The organism is Alteromonas lipotrueiana, from assembly GCF_019249245.1.
In the GTDB taxonomy this organism is placed as follows: Bacteria; Pseudomonadota; Gammaproteobacteria; order Enterobacterales; family Alteromonadaceae; genus Alteromonas; species Alteromonas lipotrueiana.
Genome location: NZ_JAESDK010000002.1, coordinates 185,722 through 206,319, shown reverse-complemented (window position 1 = coordinate 206,319; position 20,598 = coordinate 185,722). Strand labels below are relative to the sequence as shown.

Annotated in this window: 16 protein-coding genes and 5 tRNA genes; 3 read left to right on the top strand and 18 right to left on the bottom strand. The window is 44.9% G+C overall.

Annotated elements, in window-relative coordinates; genetic code table 11:
• Positions 1-24: 24 nt before the first annotated feature.
• Together ribF and murJ are read right to left on the bottom strand one after the other, a co-directional pair.
• Positions 25-957 carry a bifunctional riboflavin kinase/FAD synthetase gene (gene ribF, locus JK130_RS02610; RefSeq protein WP_218352649.1) on the bottom strand — a complete coding sequence of 311 codons (933 nt, stop codon included), beginning with the start codon at positions 955-957 and terminating at the stop codon, positions 25-27.
• A gap of 90 nt (positions 958-1,047) precedes the next feature.
• Positions 1,048-2,607 carry a murein biosynthesis integral membrane protein MurJ gene (murJ, locus tag JK130_RS02605; protein WP_218352648.1) on the bottom strand — a complete coding sequence of 520 codons (1,560 nt, stop codon included), beginning with the start codon at positions 2,605-2,607 and terminating at the stop codon, positions 1,048-1,050.
• Positions 2,608-2,905: 298 nt separating this feature from the next.
• On the opposite strand from murJ, the gene rpsT reads away from it, so the two are divergent.
• The gene (gene rpsT / locus JK130_RS02600; RefSeq protein WP_137168674.1) at positions 2,906-3,166 is read left to right on the top strand and encodes a 30S ribosomal protein S20; all 261 of its coding nucleotides are present in this window, start codon (positions 2,906-2,908) and stop codon (positions 3,164-3,166) included.
• A 435-nt stretch (positions 3,167-3,601) separates the two neighbouring features.
• Here rpsT and JK130_RS02595 read toward each other — a convergent pair whose 3' ends face one another.
• The 12 genes from JK130_RS02595 to JK130_RS02540 all read right to left on the bottom strand — a co-directional run bounded on the left by JK130_RS02595 (position 3,602) and on the right by JK130_RS02540 (position 14,135).
• Positions 3,602-3,910: a hypothetical protein gene (locus JK130_RS02595; RefSeq protein WP_218352647.1), complete on the bottom strand. Its 309-nt coding sequence runs from the start codon at positions 3,908-3,910 to the stop codon at positions 3,602-3,604.
• Between the two features lie 548 nt (positions 3,911-4,458).
• Positions 4,459-6,348 carry a SurA N-terminal domain-containing protein gene (locus JK130_RS02590; protein ID WP_218352646.1) on the bottom strand — a complete coding sequence of 630 codons (1,890 nt, stop codon included), beginning with the start codon at positions 6,346-6,348 and terminating at the stop codon, positions 4,459-4,461.
• Between the two features lie 340 nt (positions 6,349-6,688).
• On the bottom strand, positions 6,689-6,961 hold the full coding sequence (gene hupB, locus JK130_RS02585) for a nucleoid-associated protein HU-beta (RefSeq protein WP_195811565.1): 273 nt from the start codon (positions 6,959-6,961) through the stop codon (positions 6,689-6,691).
• A 318-nt stretch (positions 6,962-7,279) separates the two neighbouring features.
• Positions 7,280-9,634 carry an endopeptidase La gene (gene lon, locus JK130_RS02580; protein WP_218352645.1) on the bottom strand — a complete coding sequence of 785 codons (2,355 nt, stop codon included), beginning with the start codon at positions 9,632-9,634 and terminating at the stop codon, positions 7,280-7,282.
• A gap of 283 nt (positions 9,635-9,917) precedes the next feature.
• Positions 9,918-11,192: an ATP-dependent protease ATP-binding subunit ClpX gene (gene clpX, locus JK130_RS02575; RefSeq protein WP_218352644.1), complete on the bottom strand. Its 1,275-nt coding sequence runs from the start codon at positions 11,190-11,192 to the stop codon at positions 9,918-9,920.
• A gap of 69 nt (positions 11,193-11,261) precedes the next feature.
• Entirely contained in the window at positions 11,262-11,888 is a 627-nt protein-coding gene (gene clpP, locus JK130_RS02570; protein ID WP_108566017.1) for an ATP-dependent Clp endopeptidase proteolytic subunit ClpP, read from the bottom strand.
• 97 nt (positions 11,889-11,985) lie between these two features.
• Entirely contained in the window at positions 11,986-13,290 is a 1,305-nt protein-coding gene (tig, locus tag JK130_RS02565) for a trigger factor (protein ID WP_218352643.1), read from the bottom strand.
• Positions 13,291-13,571: 281 nt separating this feature from the next.
• A tRNA-Pro gene (locus JK130_RS02560) sits at positions 13,572-13,648 on the bottom strand.
• A 27-nt stretch (positions 13,649-13,675) separates the two neighbouring features.
• Positions 13,676-13,760 (bottom strand) — tRNA-Leu (locus tag JK130_RS02555).
• Between the two features lie 7 nt (positions 13,761-13,767).
• A tRNA-His gene (locus JK130_RS02550) sits at positions 13,768-13,843 on the bottom strand.
• A 114-nt stretch (positions 13,844-13,957) separates the two neighbouring features.
• Positions 13,958-14,034: transfer RNA gene (locus JK130_RS02545), tRNA-Arg, on the bottom strand.
• A 24-nt stretch (positions 14,035-14,058) separates the two neighbouring features.
• Positions 14,059-14,135: transfer RNA gene (locus JK130_RS02540), tRNA-Pro, on the bottom strand.
• A gap of 343 nt (positions 14,136-14,478) precedes the next feature.
• Between JK130_RS02540 and folD the strand changes: the two genes are divergently transcribed.
• Positions 14,479-15,333, top strand: coding sequence for a bifunctional methylenetetrahydrofolate dehydrogenase/methenyltetrahydrofolate cyclohydrolase FolD (gene folD / locus JK130_RS02535; protein ID WP_218352642.1), 855 nt, complete (start codon positions 14,479-14,481; stop codon positions 15,331-15,333).
• On the top strand, positions 15,330-15,887 hold the full coding sequence (locus JK130_RS02530) for a DUF1415 domain-containing protein (protein WP_343210971.1): 558 nt from the start codon (positions 15,330-15,332) through the stop codon (positions 15,885-15,887). The genes folD and JK130_RS02530 overlap by 4 nt, the downstream gene beginning before the upstream one ends.
• Before the next feature lie 26 nt (positions 15,888-15,913).
• Here the strand turns inward: JK130_RS02530 and JK130_RS02525 are convergent, their stop codons facing one another.
• From JK130_RS02525 to JK130_RS02510, 4 genes are read right to left on the bottom strand one after another with little or no spacing between them, the layout of a single operon-like run.
• Complete coding sequence (locus JK130_RS02525) at positions 15,914-16,912, bottom strand: DUF4340 domain-containing protein (protein WP_218352641.1); 999 nt, start codon at positions 16,910-16,912, stop codon at positions 15,914-15,916.
• Between the two features lie 3 nt (positions 16,913-16,915).
• Complete coding sequence (locus tag JK130_RS02520; protein ID WP_218352640.1) at positions 16,916-18,760, bottom strand: GldG family protein; 1,845 nt, start codon at positions 18,758-18,760, stop codon at positions 16,916-16,918.
• Positions 18,761-18,763: 3 nt separating this feature from the next.
• Complete coding sequence (locus JK130_RS02515; RefSeq protein ID WP_218352639.1) at positions 18,764-19,498, bottom strand: ABC transporter permease subunit; 735 nt, start codon at positions 19,496-19,498, stop codon at positions 18,764-18,766.
• 3 nt (positions 19,499-19,501) lie between these two features.
• The gene (locus JK130_RS02510; protein ID WP_218352638.1) at positions 19,502-20,422 is read right to left on the bottom strand and encodes an ABC transporter ATP-binding protein; all 921 of its coding nucleotides are present in this window, start codon (positions 20,420-20,422) and stop codon (positions 19,502-19,504) included.
• Between the last annotated feature and the right edge of the window lie 176 nt (positions 20,423-20,598).

Sequence of the window (20,598 nt, the reverse complement as noted above, 5' to 3'; positions counted from 1 at the left end):
AAATTTTACTGCCCCGGGGGCAGCTTACGAATCAGTCACTTTAAAATAGCGTCGTGCATGCTCAGCATCGACCTGAATTTGTTGTTTAAGTGCATCAAAAGACTCAAACTTATGTTCATCACGCAGTTTTTTGCGTGGTATTACGTTAATGGGGCGCCCATATAAGTCGCCATTAAAATCGAACAAATGTACTTCTAACTGCGTGCGCTGCCCGCCAAGGGTAGGCCGTCGTCCCACATTTGCTACGCCATTAAACGTGGTATTATTTAAGGTTACCGAAACAGCAAAGACCCCTTTAATGGGTGTGCGAAAGCGTTTTAGCAATACATTAGCCGTAGGAAAACCTATGGTCCGCCCTTTTTTCTCTCCGTGCACAACCCGGCCCTGAACACTAAATGGGCGTCCTAACATCGATTCGGCTTTTTCAAAATCTCCGGTTTCCAGAGCTTCACGCACCGCAGTCGAGCTGATACGGTTATCATCAAGCCGGAAGCTTTGAGTACTTACAACCTCAAAACCATATTGTTTTCCAGCTTGCTGCAACATAGCAAAATCACCATGTCGATTCTGGCCAAACCGAAAATCATCGCCGACGACTAAAAATCGCACGCCCAGTTTATCGACTAATAAATCGTGGATGAACGTATCAGCACTTTGGCTGGCAAACTCCTGGTTAAATCGCACACACAAAAGACGGTCGATATCGGCCTGAACAAGCAAACGGTACTTTTCAGATAATGTGCTAAGTCGTGCTGGTGCTTTAGCCGGAGCGAAAACTTCTTCAGGCTGAGGCTCAAAAACCATAACGGTTGCAGGAAGATCCAATTCGCGGGCTTTTTTAAGTACATTCGACAACACTGCCTTATGCCCTTTATGAACGCCGTCAAATTTTCCTATTGTTAATACACAGCCCTGATGCCGGGGACGCAGGTTATGTAACCCTCTGATCAATTCCACAACTTGCCTGTACCTTTTCCTGCGATAAATAATACAAAAGCCGCGATTATAAACGACCCAACACGTAATACCAATCGTTGTTCTATGGGTTTAGCCCCCTGAAGCTTTAAAATGTGCTGGTTTTGTGCCGCTTAACAGTAAAACGGTCATAAATGTAGCCACGGCAGCACCAATGGTTTTAGCAACATGTAAAATTTGTTCGCTCAAATTTAATAGATAGAACGCATCATGCAGCGCAAATTGTGCGATAACCCAGGCCATTGCAATACAGGCCAAAGCCACTTTTATCAAAAACACAATAGTAAGACGCGACAGCGCAAAAACACCATCGCGATGCAACTGTTGATACAACAAAATAGCATTTAATGCTGCTGATAAACTGGTGGCAATAGCCAGCCCCACATAGCCATAAGGAATCGCGAAAATCAGGTTAAACACCATGTTGGCTACCATACAGTAAATGCCAAACTTAACCGGTGTTTTGGTATCCTGGCGCGAGTAAAAACCGGGAGCCAATACCTTGACCAGCATAAAGAACCACAGTCCGAACGAATAGGCGATTAAAGAGTAAGAAGCCATTTTGGCGGTTTCCGCGGTAAACTCACCGCGCTGGAAAATAACCGTCAAAATAGGTTCGGCCATAAACGCAAGCCCCACCGCTGCGGGTAAACCCAGAACCGAAACCATCCGAACCGACCAATCCATATTGCCAGCAAACGAAACCGCATCTTTACCCACATGATTGCGCGACAGTGTTGGCAAAATTACCGTTGCTATGGCAATGCCGAACAAACCCAGCGGAAACTCAAGTAATCGATCAGAATAATAAAGCCAGCTAATTGAGCCGGTGACCAGAAAGCTGGCGATAAGTGTGTCAAATAACAGATTGAGCTGGCCCACTGAGACACCAAATAGTGCCGGTATCATTAATGTACGAACCTTGACCACATGAGGGTCGTGCCAGCCCCATTTTGGCTTAACTAACACCCCCGCCCGATACAAAAACGGCAATTGAAACAAAAGCTGTACGATACCTCCTATAAATACTCCCCAGGCCAGCGCATAGGCGGGTTGTTGCATTTGGGGCGCAAGCCACACCGCACTGCTAATAATACAAACATTGAGCAACACGGGAGTGAAGGCGGCTACCGCAAATTTATTCAGGGTATTGAGAATAGCGCCTGACAATCCGGTTAAAGAAATAAACGCTAAATAAGGAAAAGTAATTTTAAGCATCGCAGAGGCCAGCGTAAATTTATCGCCACCAGGTTCGTCGTTGAGATACTCTATAAACCAACCCATTCCAAATAGTGCCGCCAATACAGGTGAGGCTATCACCCCAATAATCGTTACCACAAAAACGATGGCGCCTAACGTACCGGATATCTTTGCAACAAAGGCTTTTAGCTTAGCCTCGTCCTCTACATGATGAACTTCGGTCAAAACCGGAATGAATGCCTGAGCAAAGGCACCTTCTGAAAACAAGCGACGTAAAAAGTTAGGAATCTTGTTAGCGAAGAAAAACACATCGGCGCCCGCCCCATCACCCATCAGTCGCGCTACAACAACATCCCGGGCTAAACCCAAAATGCGTGACAGCAACGTCATTGTGCTTACTATCAGCCCCGACCTGATTAATTTTCCCGACACAAAGCCTCTTGTTTTTTACGTAGCAAAAAAGGATTCACACTATAGCTGAATGCCTATATCTAGAAAACGTTCGGGGATAATAAAAACTGACAAAGCTGAATAAAATGTTCAATTTAATTAGTAATTCTTCTTAAAGGAGGATGAACTTTATATTGTTGCCTGCTATAATCCGCGCCCTGGTTGGGTCGGACCTGATTAGTACTTCTTTTATTTGTTATTAAATAGTTTGACAAGTAATCGATTGCTAGGCACAATCCGCACCCTCGTTTTTGATATGAATTTATTTGGGAGTTACACCTTGGCTAACATTAAGTCTGCTAAGAAACGTGCAATTCAAGCCGAAAAGCGTCGTCAGCATAATGCCAGCCGTCGCTCCATGACTCGTACAAGCATCAAGAAAGTTGTAGCAGCTATCGCCAATGGCGATAAAGAAGGTGCTCAATCAGCACTGGCCGCAGCGACCCCTGTTCTTGACAGAATGGCTACCAAAGGTTTGATTCACAAGAATAAAGCTGCTCGTCATAAGAGCCGTCTTGCTGCGCAAATTAAAGCGCTTTAAGATTCTCTTGAATTGCAGTTAAAAAAGCGCCTCACGGCGCTTTTTTTATGTGTCTTTTTTAAGCAACATGAATTTGTCCACCCCCCCCCCCCCGCGTCTTTTGCGTGCCCATTACCTCTATCGCTGACGTAGTTAAGTTTCTTTTTCTATTGGTACTTACACCTGTGCGCTTTTGCTAGCCTCTAATACGCTGCCTTCTAATATTCAGGTGATTGAATTTGAAAGGAAATAAATCATATAGTAAGTGGCTTCCGTTTTATGACAAAACAAGAAGTCGGAAAGCTGCGGTGGTGAAATAACGAAAGGCTAACAAGAGCAACTGAAGATGTAGCGTGTGATGCCCATTGGCGACACTATGGCTTTAACTATGTCGCGTGTGAGGTCTTTTACATTAAGCTACGGCCAGCATGATACTGCCCGTTATACGATAGACGTTTACAGTGTATCCAGAATATCAACAATCTCACGGGTATCTTCAATCATGCGTACCACTTTGTTCTCTAAACGAAGTGCCACCATACCCTGGGTAACATCGCGATAGACTACCCGGCCCTTTTGAAACAAGTCATAATCTAATACAGAGCCTTTATTCAGCTTACTTTCCAGATCTTCAGATAGTTCACTGTACGAGACATCGATATCATTTAAATTCTGAGGATTATAATGACCACGGTCGGCAGCAAATGCAGCCGAGGCAAAACAGCTTAGAAGAACGGTTGAGAAAGCAATCTTACAAAAATTCATGAAAACACCGTAATAAATACTACCAGAGACTTAGTAAGAGCAATTCCCATTCCCTTTTTTAATACTAAAGTCTAAATTTAACTATACTATTGTTTTTTGGTAGTATTTTATTGATTTTCAGCCTTGACGCGTAAATCGTCATGAAAATATGGGTCATTTCCAGCCAAAATTGCTACAGTTATGTGAAATATGTTCCCATTTAGTCACAGTGTAAAAATGTGTCCGGCTTACTGGACGTACCGGCGAAAATTTCGCATCATCAGCTTATGTCGAACGTCATTAAGAGTGCTTGTGCTAAAAATTATTGTTTTAATTCCGCTGCTTCTCAGCGCATTGTGGATGGTTTATCTAAAGTTGAATCGGTATTCAATTGCTCAGGGCAAACAAGGTTTTGTGTATATTTTTGTAATATCCGTTGTTATTGCATTGTTTTATACATTTATGATGTTTATTACGCACCTATAGATACTGTCTGGTAAGTCGAGCACTGGTGTTAAACAGAGATAAAAAACCCGGCAAATAAAGCCGGGTTTTTCTATTAGACGTTATTACGGCTGTAATATTTCGACTTCTGCTTCACTGCGTAAGGCGTCGATATAGCTTTGGAAAAGCGTTTGTCCGTAAGCTGAACCTAATTGCTGTCGCAACGAGGCGGCAAGCTGTTCGTCGGGCGCTTCAGGTTGTTGGACATCAGTAAGCTCTACTATCCCGACATCGCCATTTGCCAGCTTGGTCGCCTGGGCGCTATTTCCTTCCTGGCCCGATAACGTAAACAACGTCTCGACCATTGAACGAGGTAAGTCGCCCGGGCCTCGATTTATCCCGTTAGCCTGCTGCCACGCTAAATCGTGTTCACTAAGTAATGCGTCGACGTCTTCGCCAGCAGTGTATTTTTGTACTAATGACTGCGCCCAGTTTAATGCAGCCTGTTGCGCTTTTTGTACTTGCAGTTGCTTCGAGATACTCTGTGAGACTTCAGCAAGTGGACGCGTACGTTGTGGTTCATGCTCTTTAACACGCATCACCATCACGGTACTGTCATCAAGCTCAATCACCTCGCTATTCATACGATCTTCAACCAGCTCAGGGCTGAATGCACGTGACGCTGCGTTAGGATTGTCTATTGGTGCGGGAACTTTCTGCTCAGTGAACATCCCGGTTTCCTCAATAGGCTGGTCTGCCACTCCCGCAACATCTTCCAACGACTCAGGGACTTCAAAAGCAACTTCTTCCATACGGCTGCGAATTTCGTAAAAACGTTCGGTAGCACGTGCTGTTTGCAAACGATCGCGAATATCGTCTTTCACTTCAGCTAATGACGTTACCTGCTCTGGTTTGATATCAGTTAACTTAATAATATGAAAGCCAAACTCGGTTTCTACGACATCAGATACCGCACCGTTTTGCTCCAAAGCAAAAGCCGCTTCATCAAAAGCCGGGTCCATCATATCGCGATTAATAAAATCTAAATCGCCACCATTTTCTGCTGAAAAGGTATCGTCAGAGCGTGACTCGGCAAGCTCAGCAAAGTCTGCGCCTTCCGTTAATTCTGCTTTAATACTTTGAGCTTTTTGACGCGCTGCGTCTTTGTCGTCGCCAAATTCAATAAGAATATGAGAAACACGACGCTCTTCTTCTTCGCGATAGCTGTCTTTGTTTTCCTGGTAATACTGCTCAATGTCCTGTTCTGACACGTTCACTTCGTCTGTCAGATCATCGATACTTAACGTAACAAACGCTATGTTAACTTCTTCCTGAGTATCAAATGCCGTGATATTAGACTCGTAGTAATTTTTAATGTCTTGTTCGGTTATCTCGACCGACTCAGCAAATTTAGCTGACGGTACCACCACATAACGACCATCACGGGTTTGCGACTGAAGCTGCCAGGCTCGCTCAACTTCACCGGGTAAGGCAAAAGAAGCAGCACCCAAGGCCTGCGCTAACTGGGTACGTGTCATCTCTGTACGAAGATAGTCTCTGAAGTCTGAAGGCTGAAAGCCACTTTGGCGTAAAATAGCAAGATAACGCTCATTATCGAACTGTCCGGCAGTTTGAAATTCTTGCATATCGCGAATCGTTTCTCTGATTTGCTTATCGCCTACCCGCAAACCTAACTCTAAAGCTTCTTGCTCAATCAGCTTGTCGTTAATGAGTCGCTCGAGAACATTGCGGCGAAAATCTTTCAGGTAATTTTCGTCGGCAAACATGGCAGATACGCTTTCACCGTATTCTGACTCCATACGAGCTCGTTGATTTTGATAAGCGCGTTCAAGCGTGCTTTGATCTATTTCATCACCATTAACTGTGGCGACCGCGGTAGGCCCTGAAGAGTTCAGGTAGCTGCCGACGCCGGCGAAGACGAAACTCAGCACTACAAGGCCGATTACGATCATGGCCCATGGGCCCTGAGAACCTTCTCTGATTCTTTCTAGCATGATTGTTCTTTCAACTCCGTTGCTTACTTCTGCATGTCAGTATTTGCATTTTGTAGAGTAGATAACTGAATATCTGAGCGTTTGACTGACAAAAATTTGGCAAGATTATAACGCGATTACCTATACAAACGCGACGGTTTTATAACCCGTTGGCACGTTGAACTACAATGAATTACGTACATAGGTGATTTTTATAATGCAGCCGTAAAAAACCTATTGGCCTGTTGGTTTACGGTTTTATTAAGGCTATGTATTCGTTGCTCGCCAGGCATGATATTAAAGTGCGTACAAATAAAAAAGGCGATGGGGTTACCATCGCCTTTTTATAAATGAATATAGATTAGTTGCACGCGTCTTTTAAAGCTTTACCTGCTTTGAAAGAAGGTACTTTTGCCGCTGCAATCTGAATGGTTTCACCAGTTTGAGGATTACGGCCGCTGCGAGCAGAGCGCTCACGAACTGCGAAAGTACCAAAGCCTACCAATGCTACTTGGTCACCTTCTTTAAGCGCTGCGGTTACAGCATCAGTGAATGCGTCTAGAGCTCGGCCAGCAGCCGCTTTAGAGATGTCCGCACCAGCTGCCATTTGGTCGATGAGTTGAGACTTGTTCACAATTATGATCCCCTTCGTTTGTTATTATACTGTTTGTCCGAAACAATTATCGAATTATCGCCGGACTTTATAACAAGCTTGAACATTAACTTCAAGCACTCTGTTACAATTAATTAACTTTTAGTGACTCGCTGCAATCCCTTTAAAGACAAGGCTTCAAGCGATAACCCAGTAAAGGTAACACAACTTTTGCGACTTGAAAGCCCTATTTTCGAAAAAACCAGCAAATCGATGCATTAGTGGTTATTTTTTAAGCTTTTTTACCTAAAAAAAAGCTGCAACCCATATATGACAGGAGTTACAGCCTTACTTAGTCGACTATTTTTTATCCTCGACTTTGAAAGATTCAACCGGCTCCTGAAGCGCGATATCTAATACATCATCAATCCACTTAACCGGATGAATCGACAATGCTTCTTTAACATTGTCGGGAATTTCTTCAAGATCGCGTTCGTTCTCTTTGGGAATAACGACTGTTTTTATTCCGCCGCGGTGGGCCGCTAATAGTTTCTCTTTTAACCCGCCAATTGCCAGAACTTCACCGCGCAATGTAATCTCGCCTGTCATGGCTACTTCACATTTTACCGGGTTTCCTGTTAACGACGATACCAATGCTGTACACATTGCGATACCTGCACTTGGACCATCTTTAGGCGTCGCACCTTCAGGAACATGCACGTGGATATCACGTTTTTCGTAAAAATCACTGTTAATACGAAGTTTATCAGCGCGGCTGCGTACTACGGTCATTGCCGCCTTGATAGACTCTTGCATAACATCGCCCAGTGAACCGGTGGTGGTCATTTTACCCTTACCCGGCACGGTACTGGTTTCAATCGTAAGTAAGTCGCCGCCTACCTGAGTCCAGGCAAGCCCAGTGACCTGGCCTATCTGATTATCCTTGTCAGCTTTGCCATAATCAAAGCGTTGAACACCCAAATAATCTTTTAAATTATCTTGTGTTACCACTACTTTGTCTTTGCTTTTAGACAACAACACATCTTTAACGGCTTTTCGACAAACCTTGGATATTTCGCGTTCAAGATTTCGAACCCCCGCTTCTCGGGTGTAATAGCGAATAATCCCTATAATTGCCGAGTCGGTAATTTCCAGTTCATTCTTTTTAAGCCCGTTGCGCTCCATTTGTTTAGACAACAAATGACGCATAGCGATGTTCAGTTTCTCATCTTCGGTATACCCTGATAAACGAATCACTTCCATTCTATCTAATAGCGGGCCTGGGATGTTCATGCTGTTCGATGTTGCCACAAACATGACATCCGATAAGTCATAGTCGACTTCAAGATAATGGTCACTAAAACTATTATTTTGTTCGGGGTCTAAAACCTCCAACAAAGCTGAGGCCGGATCGCCACGCATATCGGCAGACATCTTGTCGATTTCATCTAACAGGAACAGCGGGTTTTTAACGCCTACCTTGGTCATGTTTTGTATCAACTTGCCCGGTAACGAACCTATGTAGGTACGACGATGACCACGAATTTCAGCTTCATCACGTACGCCACCTAATGCCATGCGCACATACTTACGGCCTGTGGCCTTAGCCACTGACTGACCTAACGAGGTTTTGCCCACGCCAGGAGGGCCCACTAAGCATAAAATCGGCCCTTTTAGCTTCTTCACCCTTTGCTGTACTGCCAGATATTCGACAATACGCTCTTTAACTTTTTCAAGCCCGTAATGATCGGCATCTAAAACCGTTTCGGCTTTGGCCAAATCTTTTTTCACGGGACTCCGTTTTTGCCAGGGAACCCCAGTAAGCCAATCTATATAGCTTCTAACTACTGTTGCTTCTGCTGACATTGGCGACATCATTTTCAGCTTCTGCAGCTCTGCACGGGCCTTTTCTTCGGCTTCTTTCGGCATCTTAGCTTCAGTAATTTTATTACTTAACGCTTCAAATTCGTCAGGCGCATCGTCCATCTCGCCTAATTCTTTTTGAATCGCCTTCATTTGTTCATTCAAATAATATTCGCGCTGGCTTTTTTCCATTTGTTTTTTAACCCGGGTGCGAATTTTTTTCTCGACCTGGAGTAAATCTATTTCGCCTTCCATGAGCGCCATCAAATATTCAAGACGCTCATTGACGCCTTTCATTTCTAATACTTTTTGTTTTTCAGTGAGCTTTAACGGCATATGCGCCGCCATGGTATCCGCCAACCGGGCGGCATCATCAATCCCATTTAATGAGGTTAATACCTCGGGCGGAATTTTTTTATTTAACTTAACATAACCTTCAAATTGCGAGACTGCCGAGCGAATCAACACTTCCTGCTCGTTTTCGGCAATGGCGCCGTCAACAATCTTTTCGATTGTAGCGCAGTAGAAAGGTTCTGATTGGGTGTATTCGCTAATTTCACCTCTTACATTACCTTCAACCAGCACTTTTACCGTGCCATCGGGTAATTTCAGCAGTTGGAGAATGGTGGCAATTGTACCCACCCGATAGATATCATCGGTTTCAGGCTCATCGACGCTGGCATCTTTCTGAGCAACTAAGAAGATCTGTTTGTCGTTTTCCATTGCGGCTTCAAGGCAACGGATCGATTTCTCTCTACCAACAAACAGGGGTATGACCATATGTGGGTAAACCACCACATCCCGAAGGGCTAATACGGGTATTTCTATGCGATTTTCACGCTCGTCTGTCATACTTGCACTCTATTGATTACTGATTTCGATTTATATGGGGATAATCAGGCAAAGTTCAAATAGTTAGTTACAGCCAAGGGTTAATTTTACTTCACCTGGCAGCCTGTTCTCCCCTGTGAGAAAAACTTTTATTCACCTTCAGTTATTTACCAGTTTATGGCAACTATTCTTTAGGTTATATCTAAACAGCGTTGTTTAAATAAACGGAAGATACCTATCAGTGGACAATCTATAAAAACAAAAAAGACCTCATAGGAGGCCTCTTCAAGAAAATCCACAACGCCTATTCAGACGCTGCTTTTTTTTCTTCATTTGCATAAATCAATATCGGACTTGACTCGCCACGAATCACCGTTTCATCAATAACTACTTTCTTCACATCTTCAAGTGAAGGTAAGTCATACATGGTATCCAGTAATATCGCTTCGACAATTGAACGAAGGCCTCGCGCACCAGTTTTACGATGCATCGCTTTTTTCGCTATTGCCTGAAGTGCGTCTTCACGAAATTCAAGCTCGACATCTTCTATTGCGAACAAAGCGCCGTATTGTTTGGTAATGGCGTTTTTAGGCTCGCGCAATATCTGAATCAATGCATCTTCGTTTAGCTCTTCTAAACTGGTTACTACAGGTAACCGGCCGATGAACTCAGGAATCAAACCATATTTGACCAAATCTTCAGGCTCGACCTTTTTGAACAGTTCACTGGCTTTGTGAAGGCTGTCTTTGGTCTTAACCTTAGCGCCAAAACCAATACCGCTACCGGTTTGTGCCCGCTGCTCAATAACTTTATCAAGTCCAGAAAAAGCGCCACCACAAATAAACAAAATTTTCGAGGTATCTACCTGCAAAAACTCCTGTTGCGGATGTTTACGGCCACCTTGGGGCGGCACCGACGCTACGGTTCCTTCAATCAGCTTCAACAACGCCTGCTGAACACCTTCACCCGACACGTCCCGCGTAATCGAAGGATTATCAGATTTGCGTGAAATTTTATCAATTTCGTCAATGTAGACAATACCGCGCTGGGCCTTTTCTACATCGTAGTCACATTTTTGCAGTAACTTTTGAATAATATTTTCAACATCTTCGCCCACATAGCCCGCTTCGGTCAGTGTGGTAGCGTCAGCCATGGTAAATGGCACATCAAGTAGTCGAGCAAGGGTTTCGGCCAATAGCGTTTTACCGCTACCCGTGGGCCCGATAAGCAAAATATTACTTTTACCCAGCTCTACGCCTTCATGCACGTCTCCGTGACGAAGTCGCTTGTAGTGATTATAAACCGCCACCGACAGAACTTTTTTCGCATGCTTCTGACCAATAACATAGTCATCCAGATGAACGTGAATTTCATGTGGTTTGGGCAGTGCGTCCTGCTTTTGCTTAGGTGCGATTTCTTTGATTTCTTCGCGAATAATGTCGTTACATAATTCAACACATTCATCACAGATAAAAACGGACGGACCAGCAATTAATTTTCTCACTTCGTGTTGGCTTTTGCCACAGAAGGAGCAATACAATAATTTGTTGTCGCCGTCTGAGTTCTGTTTATCACTCATTGCGTAATGCCTCTGCCTTAGCCGGACCCAAATTCAATACAGGATGTCCGGACTGTCTTTATAACTATACTACTTCGTCGCGGCCGCGTCAGATCGATTTGTCAGTACTTGATCGATTAGACCGTACTCTTTGGCTTCGGTTGCACTTAAGAAATTGTCACGATCGGTATCATGAGCAACTTTCTCATAATCCTGACCTGTGTGCTGTGCCATCAAACGATTCAACTTTTCTTTAATAGACAGAATTTCTTTTGCATGAATTTCAAAATCTGACGCCTGACCCTGGAAGCCACCTAGCGGCTGATGGATCATGACACGAGAATTAGGCAAACAATAGCGTTTACCTTTAGTACCACCTGATAGCAGGAAAGCACCCATGCTAGCAGCCTGGCCTACACAGACCGTGCTCACGTCAGGCTTAATAAAGTTCATGGTATCGTAGATAGCCATACCTGCTGTAACCGAACCGCCTGGCGAATTGATGTACAGGTAAATGTCTTTTTCTGGATTTTCTGCTTCCAAAAACAGCATCTGGGCCACAATCAGGTTAGCCATATGATCTTCAACCTGACCAACTAAGAAAATGACGTTTTCTTTTAATAAACGTGAGTAAATGTCGTAAGAACGTTCACCCTTAGCTGTCTGTTCGACAACCATAGGTACCAGTGCATTTTGCGGCTCTAATGGGTTAATCATATCTACCTTGATTCGTTAGCGTTAAAAACAAAAATGCTCGGAAGGCTCCGAGCATTTAAGCAGTTGCTGACAGGTTAAGTCAAACAAGCGGTTAAAATTAAGCTTGTTTGTTCATAACCTCATCAAAATCTTTGGTCACTTCCTGAGTTTTGGCGTTATCCAATACCCATTCAATGGCCTGCTCTTCTAATGCCACATTTTTCATTTGCTGCATCAGTTCTTCATTATTTTTGTAATACTCGATCACTTCTTGCGGATCTTCATAAGCCGACGCTGAAGTCTCGATCAATGCATCAACTTTGCTCTCATCAGCCTGCAATTCGTTTTGCTTGATGATTTCACCCAGCAACAGACCAATTGAAACGCGACGCTTGGCATTGTCAGTAAACAATTCAGCAGGCAGTTCTGGCATATTCTGGCCACCGCCTTGTTGGCTGAAACGCTGCTTTGCCTGTTCGCGCAATGCTTCGATTTCCTGATCTACGAGTGCCTGAGGCACATCTAGTTCATTCTTTTCAAGCAACTTAGCAATAACATCTTCTTTTACTTTTGCTTTAAGCGTTTGGTCTAGTTCGCGCTGCATATTTTTACGCACTTCGTCTTTAAGTGCGTCGATGCCGCCTTCTTCAATACCAAACAGTTTAGCAAATTCTTCGTTTACTTCTGGTAATTCCTGACCTTCCACTTTTTTCACGTGAACGTCAAATACAGCATCTTTACCTTTTAAGGCTTCAGCGTGATAATCTTCTGGAAAGGTTACTTCAACAGTAACATCCTGACCAGCCTTGGCGCCAACTAATGGCTTTTCAAAACCCGGAATCATACGCCCTTTGCCAAGTTCTAATGTAAAGTCTTCGGCTTTTCCGCCATCAAACTCTTCACCATCAATCTTGCCAACAAAGTCAATAACCACTCGGTCTTCTTCAGCTGCTTCACGTTCAACTTCTACCCAGTTTGCGTGTTGCTTTTGAAGCGTTTCCATCATGTTATCGAGGTCTTCGTCCTTGATTTCAACCTTAGGTTGATCAATTTCGATTTCGTCAACGCCCTGAACCTTAACTTCTGGATAAACTTCAAATGAAGCTACGAATTCCAGATCCTGACCTTGCTGATCCTTAGTCAGTTCAAATTTTGGCATTCCGGCAGGGGTAATTTCTTCCTGCATTACCGCCTGATAGAAGTTCTGCTGCATGACATCGCCAGCCACTTCCTGACGAACCGCTTGACCATAGCGCTTTTGAATCACACTTACTGGTACCTTGCCTTGACGAAAACCATTGATACGCTGAGTTTTCGCTAATTGCTGAAGACGTGATTTTACAGCAGAATCGATAGAATCGGCTGGCACTGTGATCGTAAGACGGCGTTCTAAACCTTGGGTCGTCTCGACTGAAACTTGCATTATGTTACCTCAACTTGACGTCTGGTGACGTGTTGTTTTCATGCCCCCGCCCCCTCACCAAAGCAAAGTGTTGCCCTAGGATTTAGAGGTCGTTGACTAACGATTATTTTAAACCGCTGATTAAACACATTGGTTAAAAAAAGACGCCGTAGTATACAGCTACAGCATTTGAGAGTCGAGAGGCAAACAGGAACAATTGCGCATTATTGAAGAGTTTATCCACAAAAGCTGCAGCACAAGAAAAGAAAAAAGGATATTTTGAGAAATGAACTGTGCAAAGATGGTCGGTGAGACAGGATTTGAACCTGCGACCCCTTGGACCCAAACCAAGTGCGCTACCAAACTGCGCCACTCACCGAACGATGCTTTTTGAATATCTTAGATATGGTGCGGAAGGAGAGACTTGAACTCTCACGCCGTGAAGCACTGGAACCTAAATCCAGCGTGTCTACCAATTCCACCACTCCCGCAAAAAAGTGGGGTGGACGATGGGACTTGAACCCACGACAACCGGAATCACAATCCGGGGCTCTACCAACTGAGCTACGCCCACCACTGATGTTGCTTTTTTCACTATCGAAAGCGGCTTAGCAAGTTTACATCAAATTTTTCTCTATGTCAGTGAAAAATTTAACTTTTCTTGCTTAACTACCTGACCCGCAATAGATGGCGCGCCCGGCAGGATTCGAACCTGCGACCCACGGCTTAGAAGGCCGTTGCTCTATCCAGCTGAGCTACGGGCGCCTGGCGAATCTTCGCTAGCAAAAATGGTCGGTGAGACAGGATTTGAACCTGCGACCCCTTGGACCCAAACCAAGTGCGCTACCAAACTGCGCCACTCACCGAACCTGTGTAACAACGCGTTTTTCTTCCTCGTCGTTACGGGAAGCGCATATTACTGACTTGCCCCTACCCCGTCAAACACTTTTTGAAAGAAAAACATCAACCGTTCACAAACCATGCAATTGCGTTTTAATTTTATACATTCTGGTGTTTTCTTGCGCTATTTTAAGTTTTTTTACTGCCGTTTTTCATTTTAGCGATAAGCCATAACACCCATAATTATTTTGCTGCTTATTAAAACTTTTTTACGGTAATGTGTCTGACAATGAAGCACTGGCAGGCTGATAGGGTTTTATGGAACAATATAGCCGACGTTTTTTTCATCTATAAAGAGTTTCCTTAGTTATGACTGCGCACCTTATTGATGGCAAATTAATTGCCAAACAAGTTCGTCAACATGTGGCCTCTTATGTGGAGTCTCTTAAGTCTTCAGGTAAACGCGCACCCGGACTCGCGGTAGTTTTGGTTGGCAGCGATTCCGCTTCACAAGTTTATGTGTCCAATAAAAGAAAGGCCTGCGAAGAAGTGGGGTTTGTTTCTCGCTCGTACGATTTGCCCGCTGACACCGACCAAAGTGCTTTGTTATCTTTGGTCGACGAATTAAACGAAGACGGTGAAATAGATGGCATTTTAGTGCAGTTACCGTTACCTGCGGGTTTAAACGCAGAAGAAGTGTTAGAGCGAATCGACCCTCACAAAGATGTTGACGGTTTTCACCCGTACAATATTGGTCGCCTGGCCCAGCGTATCCCAGCGCTGCGACCGTGCACGCCGAAGGGCATTATGACTATGATTGAGTCGACTAAGCGCCCGGTAAAAGGCTTAGATGCTGTTATTGTAGGTGCTTCTAATATTGTGGGACGGCCAATGAGTTTGGAGCTGCTTCTGGCAGGCTGTACCGTCACTACGTGTCATAAATTCACCAAAGGATTAAAAGATCACGTTAGCCGCGCTGACTTGCTGGTTGTCGCGGTAGGTAAATCTAATTTTATACCCGGGGACTGGATTAAGCCTAACGCGATTGTTATCGATGTGGGAATTAATCGTATGGCAGATGGCTCATTAGTGGGCGATATCGACTTTGAAAAGGCCAAAGAGCGGGCAGGATGGATCACCCCGGTACCTGGCGGAGTAGGCCCATTAACGGTAGCCAGTTTAATTGAAAATACCCTTGAAGCCTACGTGAAGTACCATTCGTGAACACATCGTCAATCAACCCTGAGGCGCTAATCACAGCGACCCGAGAATGGATTGACCGGGTGGTTATCGGACACAACTTTTGTCCGTTTGCACGCTTTGTGCGCACCCCCGAAACCATTCACTATGTGGTCAGTCAGTCTTATAAACCTGATGACCTTATGCTGGAGCTGTATCAAGAGTGCCAACGGTTAGATGCTAACGATGCTATCTCTACGACCCTGCTGATTACACCTGCGCTCAAGCAGTTTGAACGCTATCTTGATATATTGGAGTTAGCGCAGGTTATGTTAGAGCAATGGAACTATGAAGGTATTTACCAGCTGGCCAGTTTTCATCCTCAATATCAGTTTGAAGGCGAGGCGGCTAATGCGCCTTCTAATTATACGAACCGCTCGCCCTACCCGGTTTTACATATTTTAAGAGAGGCCGATATTACCCGGGTTATGGACGATTACGCCGACCCCCATAGTATCTTTGAAAATAACATGGCAGAAACCGACAAGCAGGGTTGTGGTCATTTTGAAAATCTTTTAAAGCAGTGTAGAACACGTTGATTGCAGCGCTGGTTATTTTAACTAAATTATCCAGACTTGGTTAAATCATCCAGGGTCAGCATTAATGCGCGGCCCTGATATCCTGACACTTCAAACACCCAGCCCGATAACCAGGGTGAGGTGTTTTGATCGTCAAACCAAACCTGATACTGATTAAGCTCATTGGTTTGCACCAGATAAGCGGTAATCTGCTGTTGGTCAGCCAGCGTAAAAGTAACCTGACCCACCGGTTCTTGTTGTTGCCACTGCTCTGGGAAATACGCCGATACCCCCAGAAATCGAAAGTCGGTAATATCTTGCACTGCTTGTTCGATGACTCCGGGATATGCCAGCCCTTGCGGCTCTACCTCAATGCGTCGGTTATCAACCTGAACCACTTCCCACTTGGCATTCTGCTCAGGACGCATTAACAGTAACGAGGTAGTGTTGTTCTGGGTAAAACGAATACTGAGTAGCTCAGAAGCATCAAAAGGCAATACCTTCTGGGCAAGCCAATCGGTTTCAGACTCAGGCATAAGCACCCGCTCGTTAATAAGCAGACTGGCTTTGTCATCAGGCCTTCTTACAAACGTACCGTGTCGGCTTTGCGCCATCTTACCAATAATTACCTGTCTGCTTTGTTCTTTGCTTGTTAGGGTTAATCGGGCAGAGCTATGCGAATCATCGGTAATACCGGCTACTCCTAGCCGAGGGTAGTATTCAGCTTTACTGGTTTTTTGTTCTATCACATTGGCTTTTAATACACGATTTATCATCGTGGTCATACGCTGCTTATTTACCGGAAAACTTTGTTCCTGATCCAAATGTGTTGCCAGCCACTGGTTTTTATTTCGTTGAGCTTTAAACACCTCTCCGTTTTGATTTTCGATCAGAATGCTATCTAGCTGGCCTGCTTCGCTAGCAAATTTCTTAAACAACGGCTGCGACTTACTTCTAACCCCCTGCTCGTTGGCAGAATTGAGATACCAGGCCACACCACCTGCAACCACAACGGCTATACTTAGTAGTACTACTCTAATATTCATCGCCTAGCCTTTTAGATACGCTTTACCGGGGCGCAGTCGTAATGCACATGCCAGCAAATAAAGAAAAAATATCAGCACTAAGGGCGCCAGAGCAATATTGATGAACTTAATCCAGCCGCCCAACTGGTCGATATCCCGGTCCAGCTCATAACGTACTTCGCGTAGCTGTTTGCGAATGGCAACGCGTTTTTCAACAAACTGGTCTACCGTACTTTGCTGCTCGTCGGTATACATAACCGAGCTACTTCGGCCTTGCTGGCTTTGTAATTGTGCCAACTTAGCCTCGGTGACAGCCAGTTCATCCTGAAGCTTTTGTTCGTGCTCAGTAAAACGCTGTTGCGCTGTATTTTGTAAGGCTTCGACCCGGGTAAATGGCCGGCTGCTTTGCCCCCGGCCGCGAATACTGATAAGTGCATTGCCCCCCGCTAAGTTTTCAATGGCGTTGATAACAAAATCGCCGTTATTGGCAAAGGGAGTAAACACCACGTCCCCAAAAAAGGGGCTTTGCTGTACCCAGAAGCGATCAGTCAGCATGTCAGCATCGGCCACCACCAACACGTTGAGATGATCCGTGGTGGCTTTGAAGTCGCTTTCACTCGCCGTATTAATAGCCTTTGAAAACGCTGAGATAGTGGTCCCGCTCACATGGCCGGCAACAGTATATTTTTTTGCGATACTGCCTGTCTCGGGTTTCAGTGCGCTACTGCCCGCTTGGGTCGCGTAGTTACTGGCATTGTATAAATACCCCTGCGCCGACGACTGCAATAATGGCGTTATATCCAGCGTTGAAGAAGGTAACAATGAAACGGTGCCTGCCGAAGCCAGATTAATTGACTCCAAATTTGCAGTGATCACATCTTCACTGTTCATTTGTTCATGCCCCAGCCCTATAAACCCGGGGTGCTGCGTAATGTCGCCCTGCTCAGAGCGAATATCAAGCCCCAAAGTACTATCCAGTAATACTTCATCGCCGTTTACCTCAATACCCCATGCACGCAATAAACTGGTGTCAGAACTGTTTGCGTCGGCATTGCCCATAATCGCTAACATGTCTGATTCGTAATGCGGGTCGACAAAGGCAATAACCCGTCCGCGCTTCATGGCAAACTGGTCAACCGCATACTTCAAAGACTCACTCATTTGTTTAGGGTGAGCCAGCATCACAACACTGGTATTCGCCGGTAGGCTTTCGGCCGCAGCCGGGACCCGTACCACATTAAATAGTTGAGTAAGTTGTTCGTAAAAAACCATAGAGCGGTCAAATTGGGCTGACATAGGGTTTTGCCCCCCGGCTACAGGCAGGTCGCTCACCAAAGCCACTACCGGCTTATCGACCTTGCTGAGCTGATGCAGCAACTTACTTAGTTCATACTCCAGAAACGACTCTTTTTGCGGGTCGAAAAAGCGAATCGCAAACTGATCGTCAAGCATATTGGTGGCGGCCAGCCCAAAATATACGGTTTCATGGGCGCCGTTTAGTGTCGCGCCGGTCAGGCCGAACTGGGTGGCGCGATCTTCTTCTTCAGAAAATGGCTCAGGGTCAACAATATTTAACCGGATTTTGCCGTTGGCAGCCTTTTCATATTCGCGTAACACGCTTTCAACCCGCGCCGCGTAATTACGCAGGCTGGTCATGCCCTTGGTCGCATCATCTGAAAAAAAGAAGTGCAATGTTACCGGCTCATCAATGTCATCGATAACCTCACGACTGCCTTTTGATAAGGTGTAAATTTTTGATTCGGTTAAATCAAGTCTGACGTGATCAAGTACCTTATGGTTAATCATAACCAGTGCGATAAATAACAAAGCCACCAGCAATAAAGTAAACAGAGTCGTTATCTTGCGCATTGTTCAGGCCGCCTTTTTTTGTTCAATGATAATTTGGCACGCATATAACCAGAATCCTGTGGAGAGCAAAAAATACACAACATCATTTAGCGCAATTACCCCTTTTGACAGGGCATCGAATCGCTGCAAAAAGCTAAACGAGGCAACAGTATCGACCACACTGTTATCAGCCCATAAGGTAAAGGCGTCTAACACCAGATCGGAACCTGCCACCACAAACAAAAAACAGAGTGCTATTGCCAGTACAAACGCAATGACCTGATTTTTTGTCAGCGCTGACATACACAAACTAATGGCTAAAAAGGCGCCCGCCATTAACCAGCTACCCAAATATCCTGTCAATATTATTCCGTTATCGGGCTGCCCCAAATAATTAACGGTCAGCCACACCGGAAACGTTAAAAGCAACGCCAACAACAGCACCAGCCACGCTGCAATAAACTTACCTATTACCGCCTGCGTTACCGTAATTGGAAGTGTCATCAACAACTCAATGGTGCCCGAACGCCTTTCTTCGGCCCAGCCGCGCATGGCAATGGCCGGTACCAGAAATAAATAGAGCCAGGGATGAAACGAGAAAAAAGGTTGCAAGTCGGCCTGACCGCGTTCGTACAAATCTCCCATAAAAAAGGTAAAAATACCGCTGAGTATCAAAAATATGGCAATAAATACATAGGCGATGGGCGTGGCAAAAAACGAAGCAAACTCGCGACGAGCAAGAACAAAAATAGCATTCATCGGTTAAGCGTCCTCTTGAGTCAGGTTGGCAAACACATCTTCTAACCGGCCATCATCAACATGTAGCCGGTCAATAGGTAACCGGTAATGCTGAACGTGCTCTGTAATAGGGCCGAGAATATGTTTCCCCGGCTCCGGGAACAAGGTGACTTCGCCAGTTTGTTTATCGACCTCCATATCGGCCACACCATCAATTTCTAACAGACCGGTGATATCAGCGGCATAGCTGAGCTTTATTGTTACTGCCTGGTGGTACTTAGACTGCTGCTGAAGCTCGGCCGGCGTTCCGTCAAAACGCATCGCGCCATTGGCAATAATAATAACCCGATTACACACCGCGGTGACTTCTTCCAAAATATGTGTAGAAATAATAACCAGCTTATCTTTAGACAAATTCTTTATAAGCTGGCGAACATGTTGTTTTTGGTTAGGGTCAAGCCCGTCCGTCGGCTCGTCTAAGATAAGAATTTGCGGATTATGGACTAACGCCTGAGCCAGCCCCAACCTGCGCCTGAAGCCTTTTGACAGCGTATCGACGGTTTTATCCAGCACCTGGTGCAGCTCTACCTGGTCTATCACCTCTTTTAAACGGTCACGCTTCTCGTGTTTATCCAGCCCCCGAATATCTGCGATAAAATTCAGGAACTGGAAGGTGGTCATATCAGAGTAAGCCGGTGCCCCTTCCGGAAGATACCCAATATCGCGCTGTAATCGGTTGGCATTTTTACTCATGCGGCGGCCATTCACTTTTACCTCACCTTGGGTAGGCGTGTGAAACCCGGTCAGCATTTTCATGGTGGTAGATTTGCCTGCCCCGTTAGGGCCTAAAAAACCGACAATGTCTCCCGCCTTTACTTCAAAAGATAAATCATTAACTGCAGTGAACTCACCAAATGACTTACTTAAATTTTTTACTGATATCATGAAATTCCTGCTACAAGCGCATTTTTTTCAAAATTTTTTGCGATTGTTGTGGTGTCTGAAAAGTAATTTTACAGCGACTTCTTTATTGGGATTTTACCCCAAAAATCAATATTAGTAAGACCCGCTCCGGGTAGTTTTTAGCGCCAAGTGTACACTTGTTGTATTTCAGCAACGAA

Coding starts and splice junctions, on each gene's coding strand:
- tig (WP_218352643.1), bottom strand. CDS start 13,290: ATGCAAGTTTCAGTCGAGACGACCCAAGGTTTAGAACGCCGTCTTACG.
- clpP (WP_108566017.1), bottom strand. CDS start 11,888: ATGATTAACCCATTAGAGCCGCAAAATGCACTGGTACCTATGGTTGTC.
- clpX (WP_218352644.1), bottom strand. CDS start 11,192: ATGAGTGATAAACAGAACTCAGACGGCGACAACAAATTATTGTATTGC.
- JK130_RS02595 (WP_218352647.1), bottom strand. CDS start 3,910: ATGAATTTTTGTAAGATTGCTTTCTCAACCGTTCTTCTAAGCTGTTTT.
- folD (WP_218352642.1), top strand. CDS start 14,479: ATGACTGCGCACCTTATTGATGGCAAATTAATTGCCAAACAAGTTCGT.
- JK130_RS02515 (WP_218352639.1), bottom strand. CDS start 19,498: ATGAATGCTATTTTTGTTCTTGCTCGTCGCGAGTTTGCTTCGTTTTTT.
- JK130_RS02520 (WP_218352640.1), bottom strand. CDS start 18,760: ATGCGCAAGATAACGACTCTGTTTACTTTATTGCTGGTGGCTTTGTTA.
- JK130_RS02590 (WP_218352646.1), bottom strand. CDS start 6,348: ATGCTAGAAAGAATCAGAGAAGGTTCTCAGGGCCCATGGGCCATGATC.
- JK130_RS02525 (WP_218352641.1), bottom strand. CDS start 16,912: ATGAATATTAGAGTAGTACTACTAAGTATAGCCGTTGTGGTTGCAGGT.
- lon (WP_218352645.1), bottom strand. CDS start 9,634: ATGACAGACGAGCGTGAAAATCGCATAGAAATACCCGTATTAGCCCTT.
- JK130_RS02510 (WP_218352638.1), bottom strand. CDS start 20,422: ATGATATCAGTAAAAAATTTAAGTAAGTCATTTGGTGAGTTCACTGCA.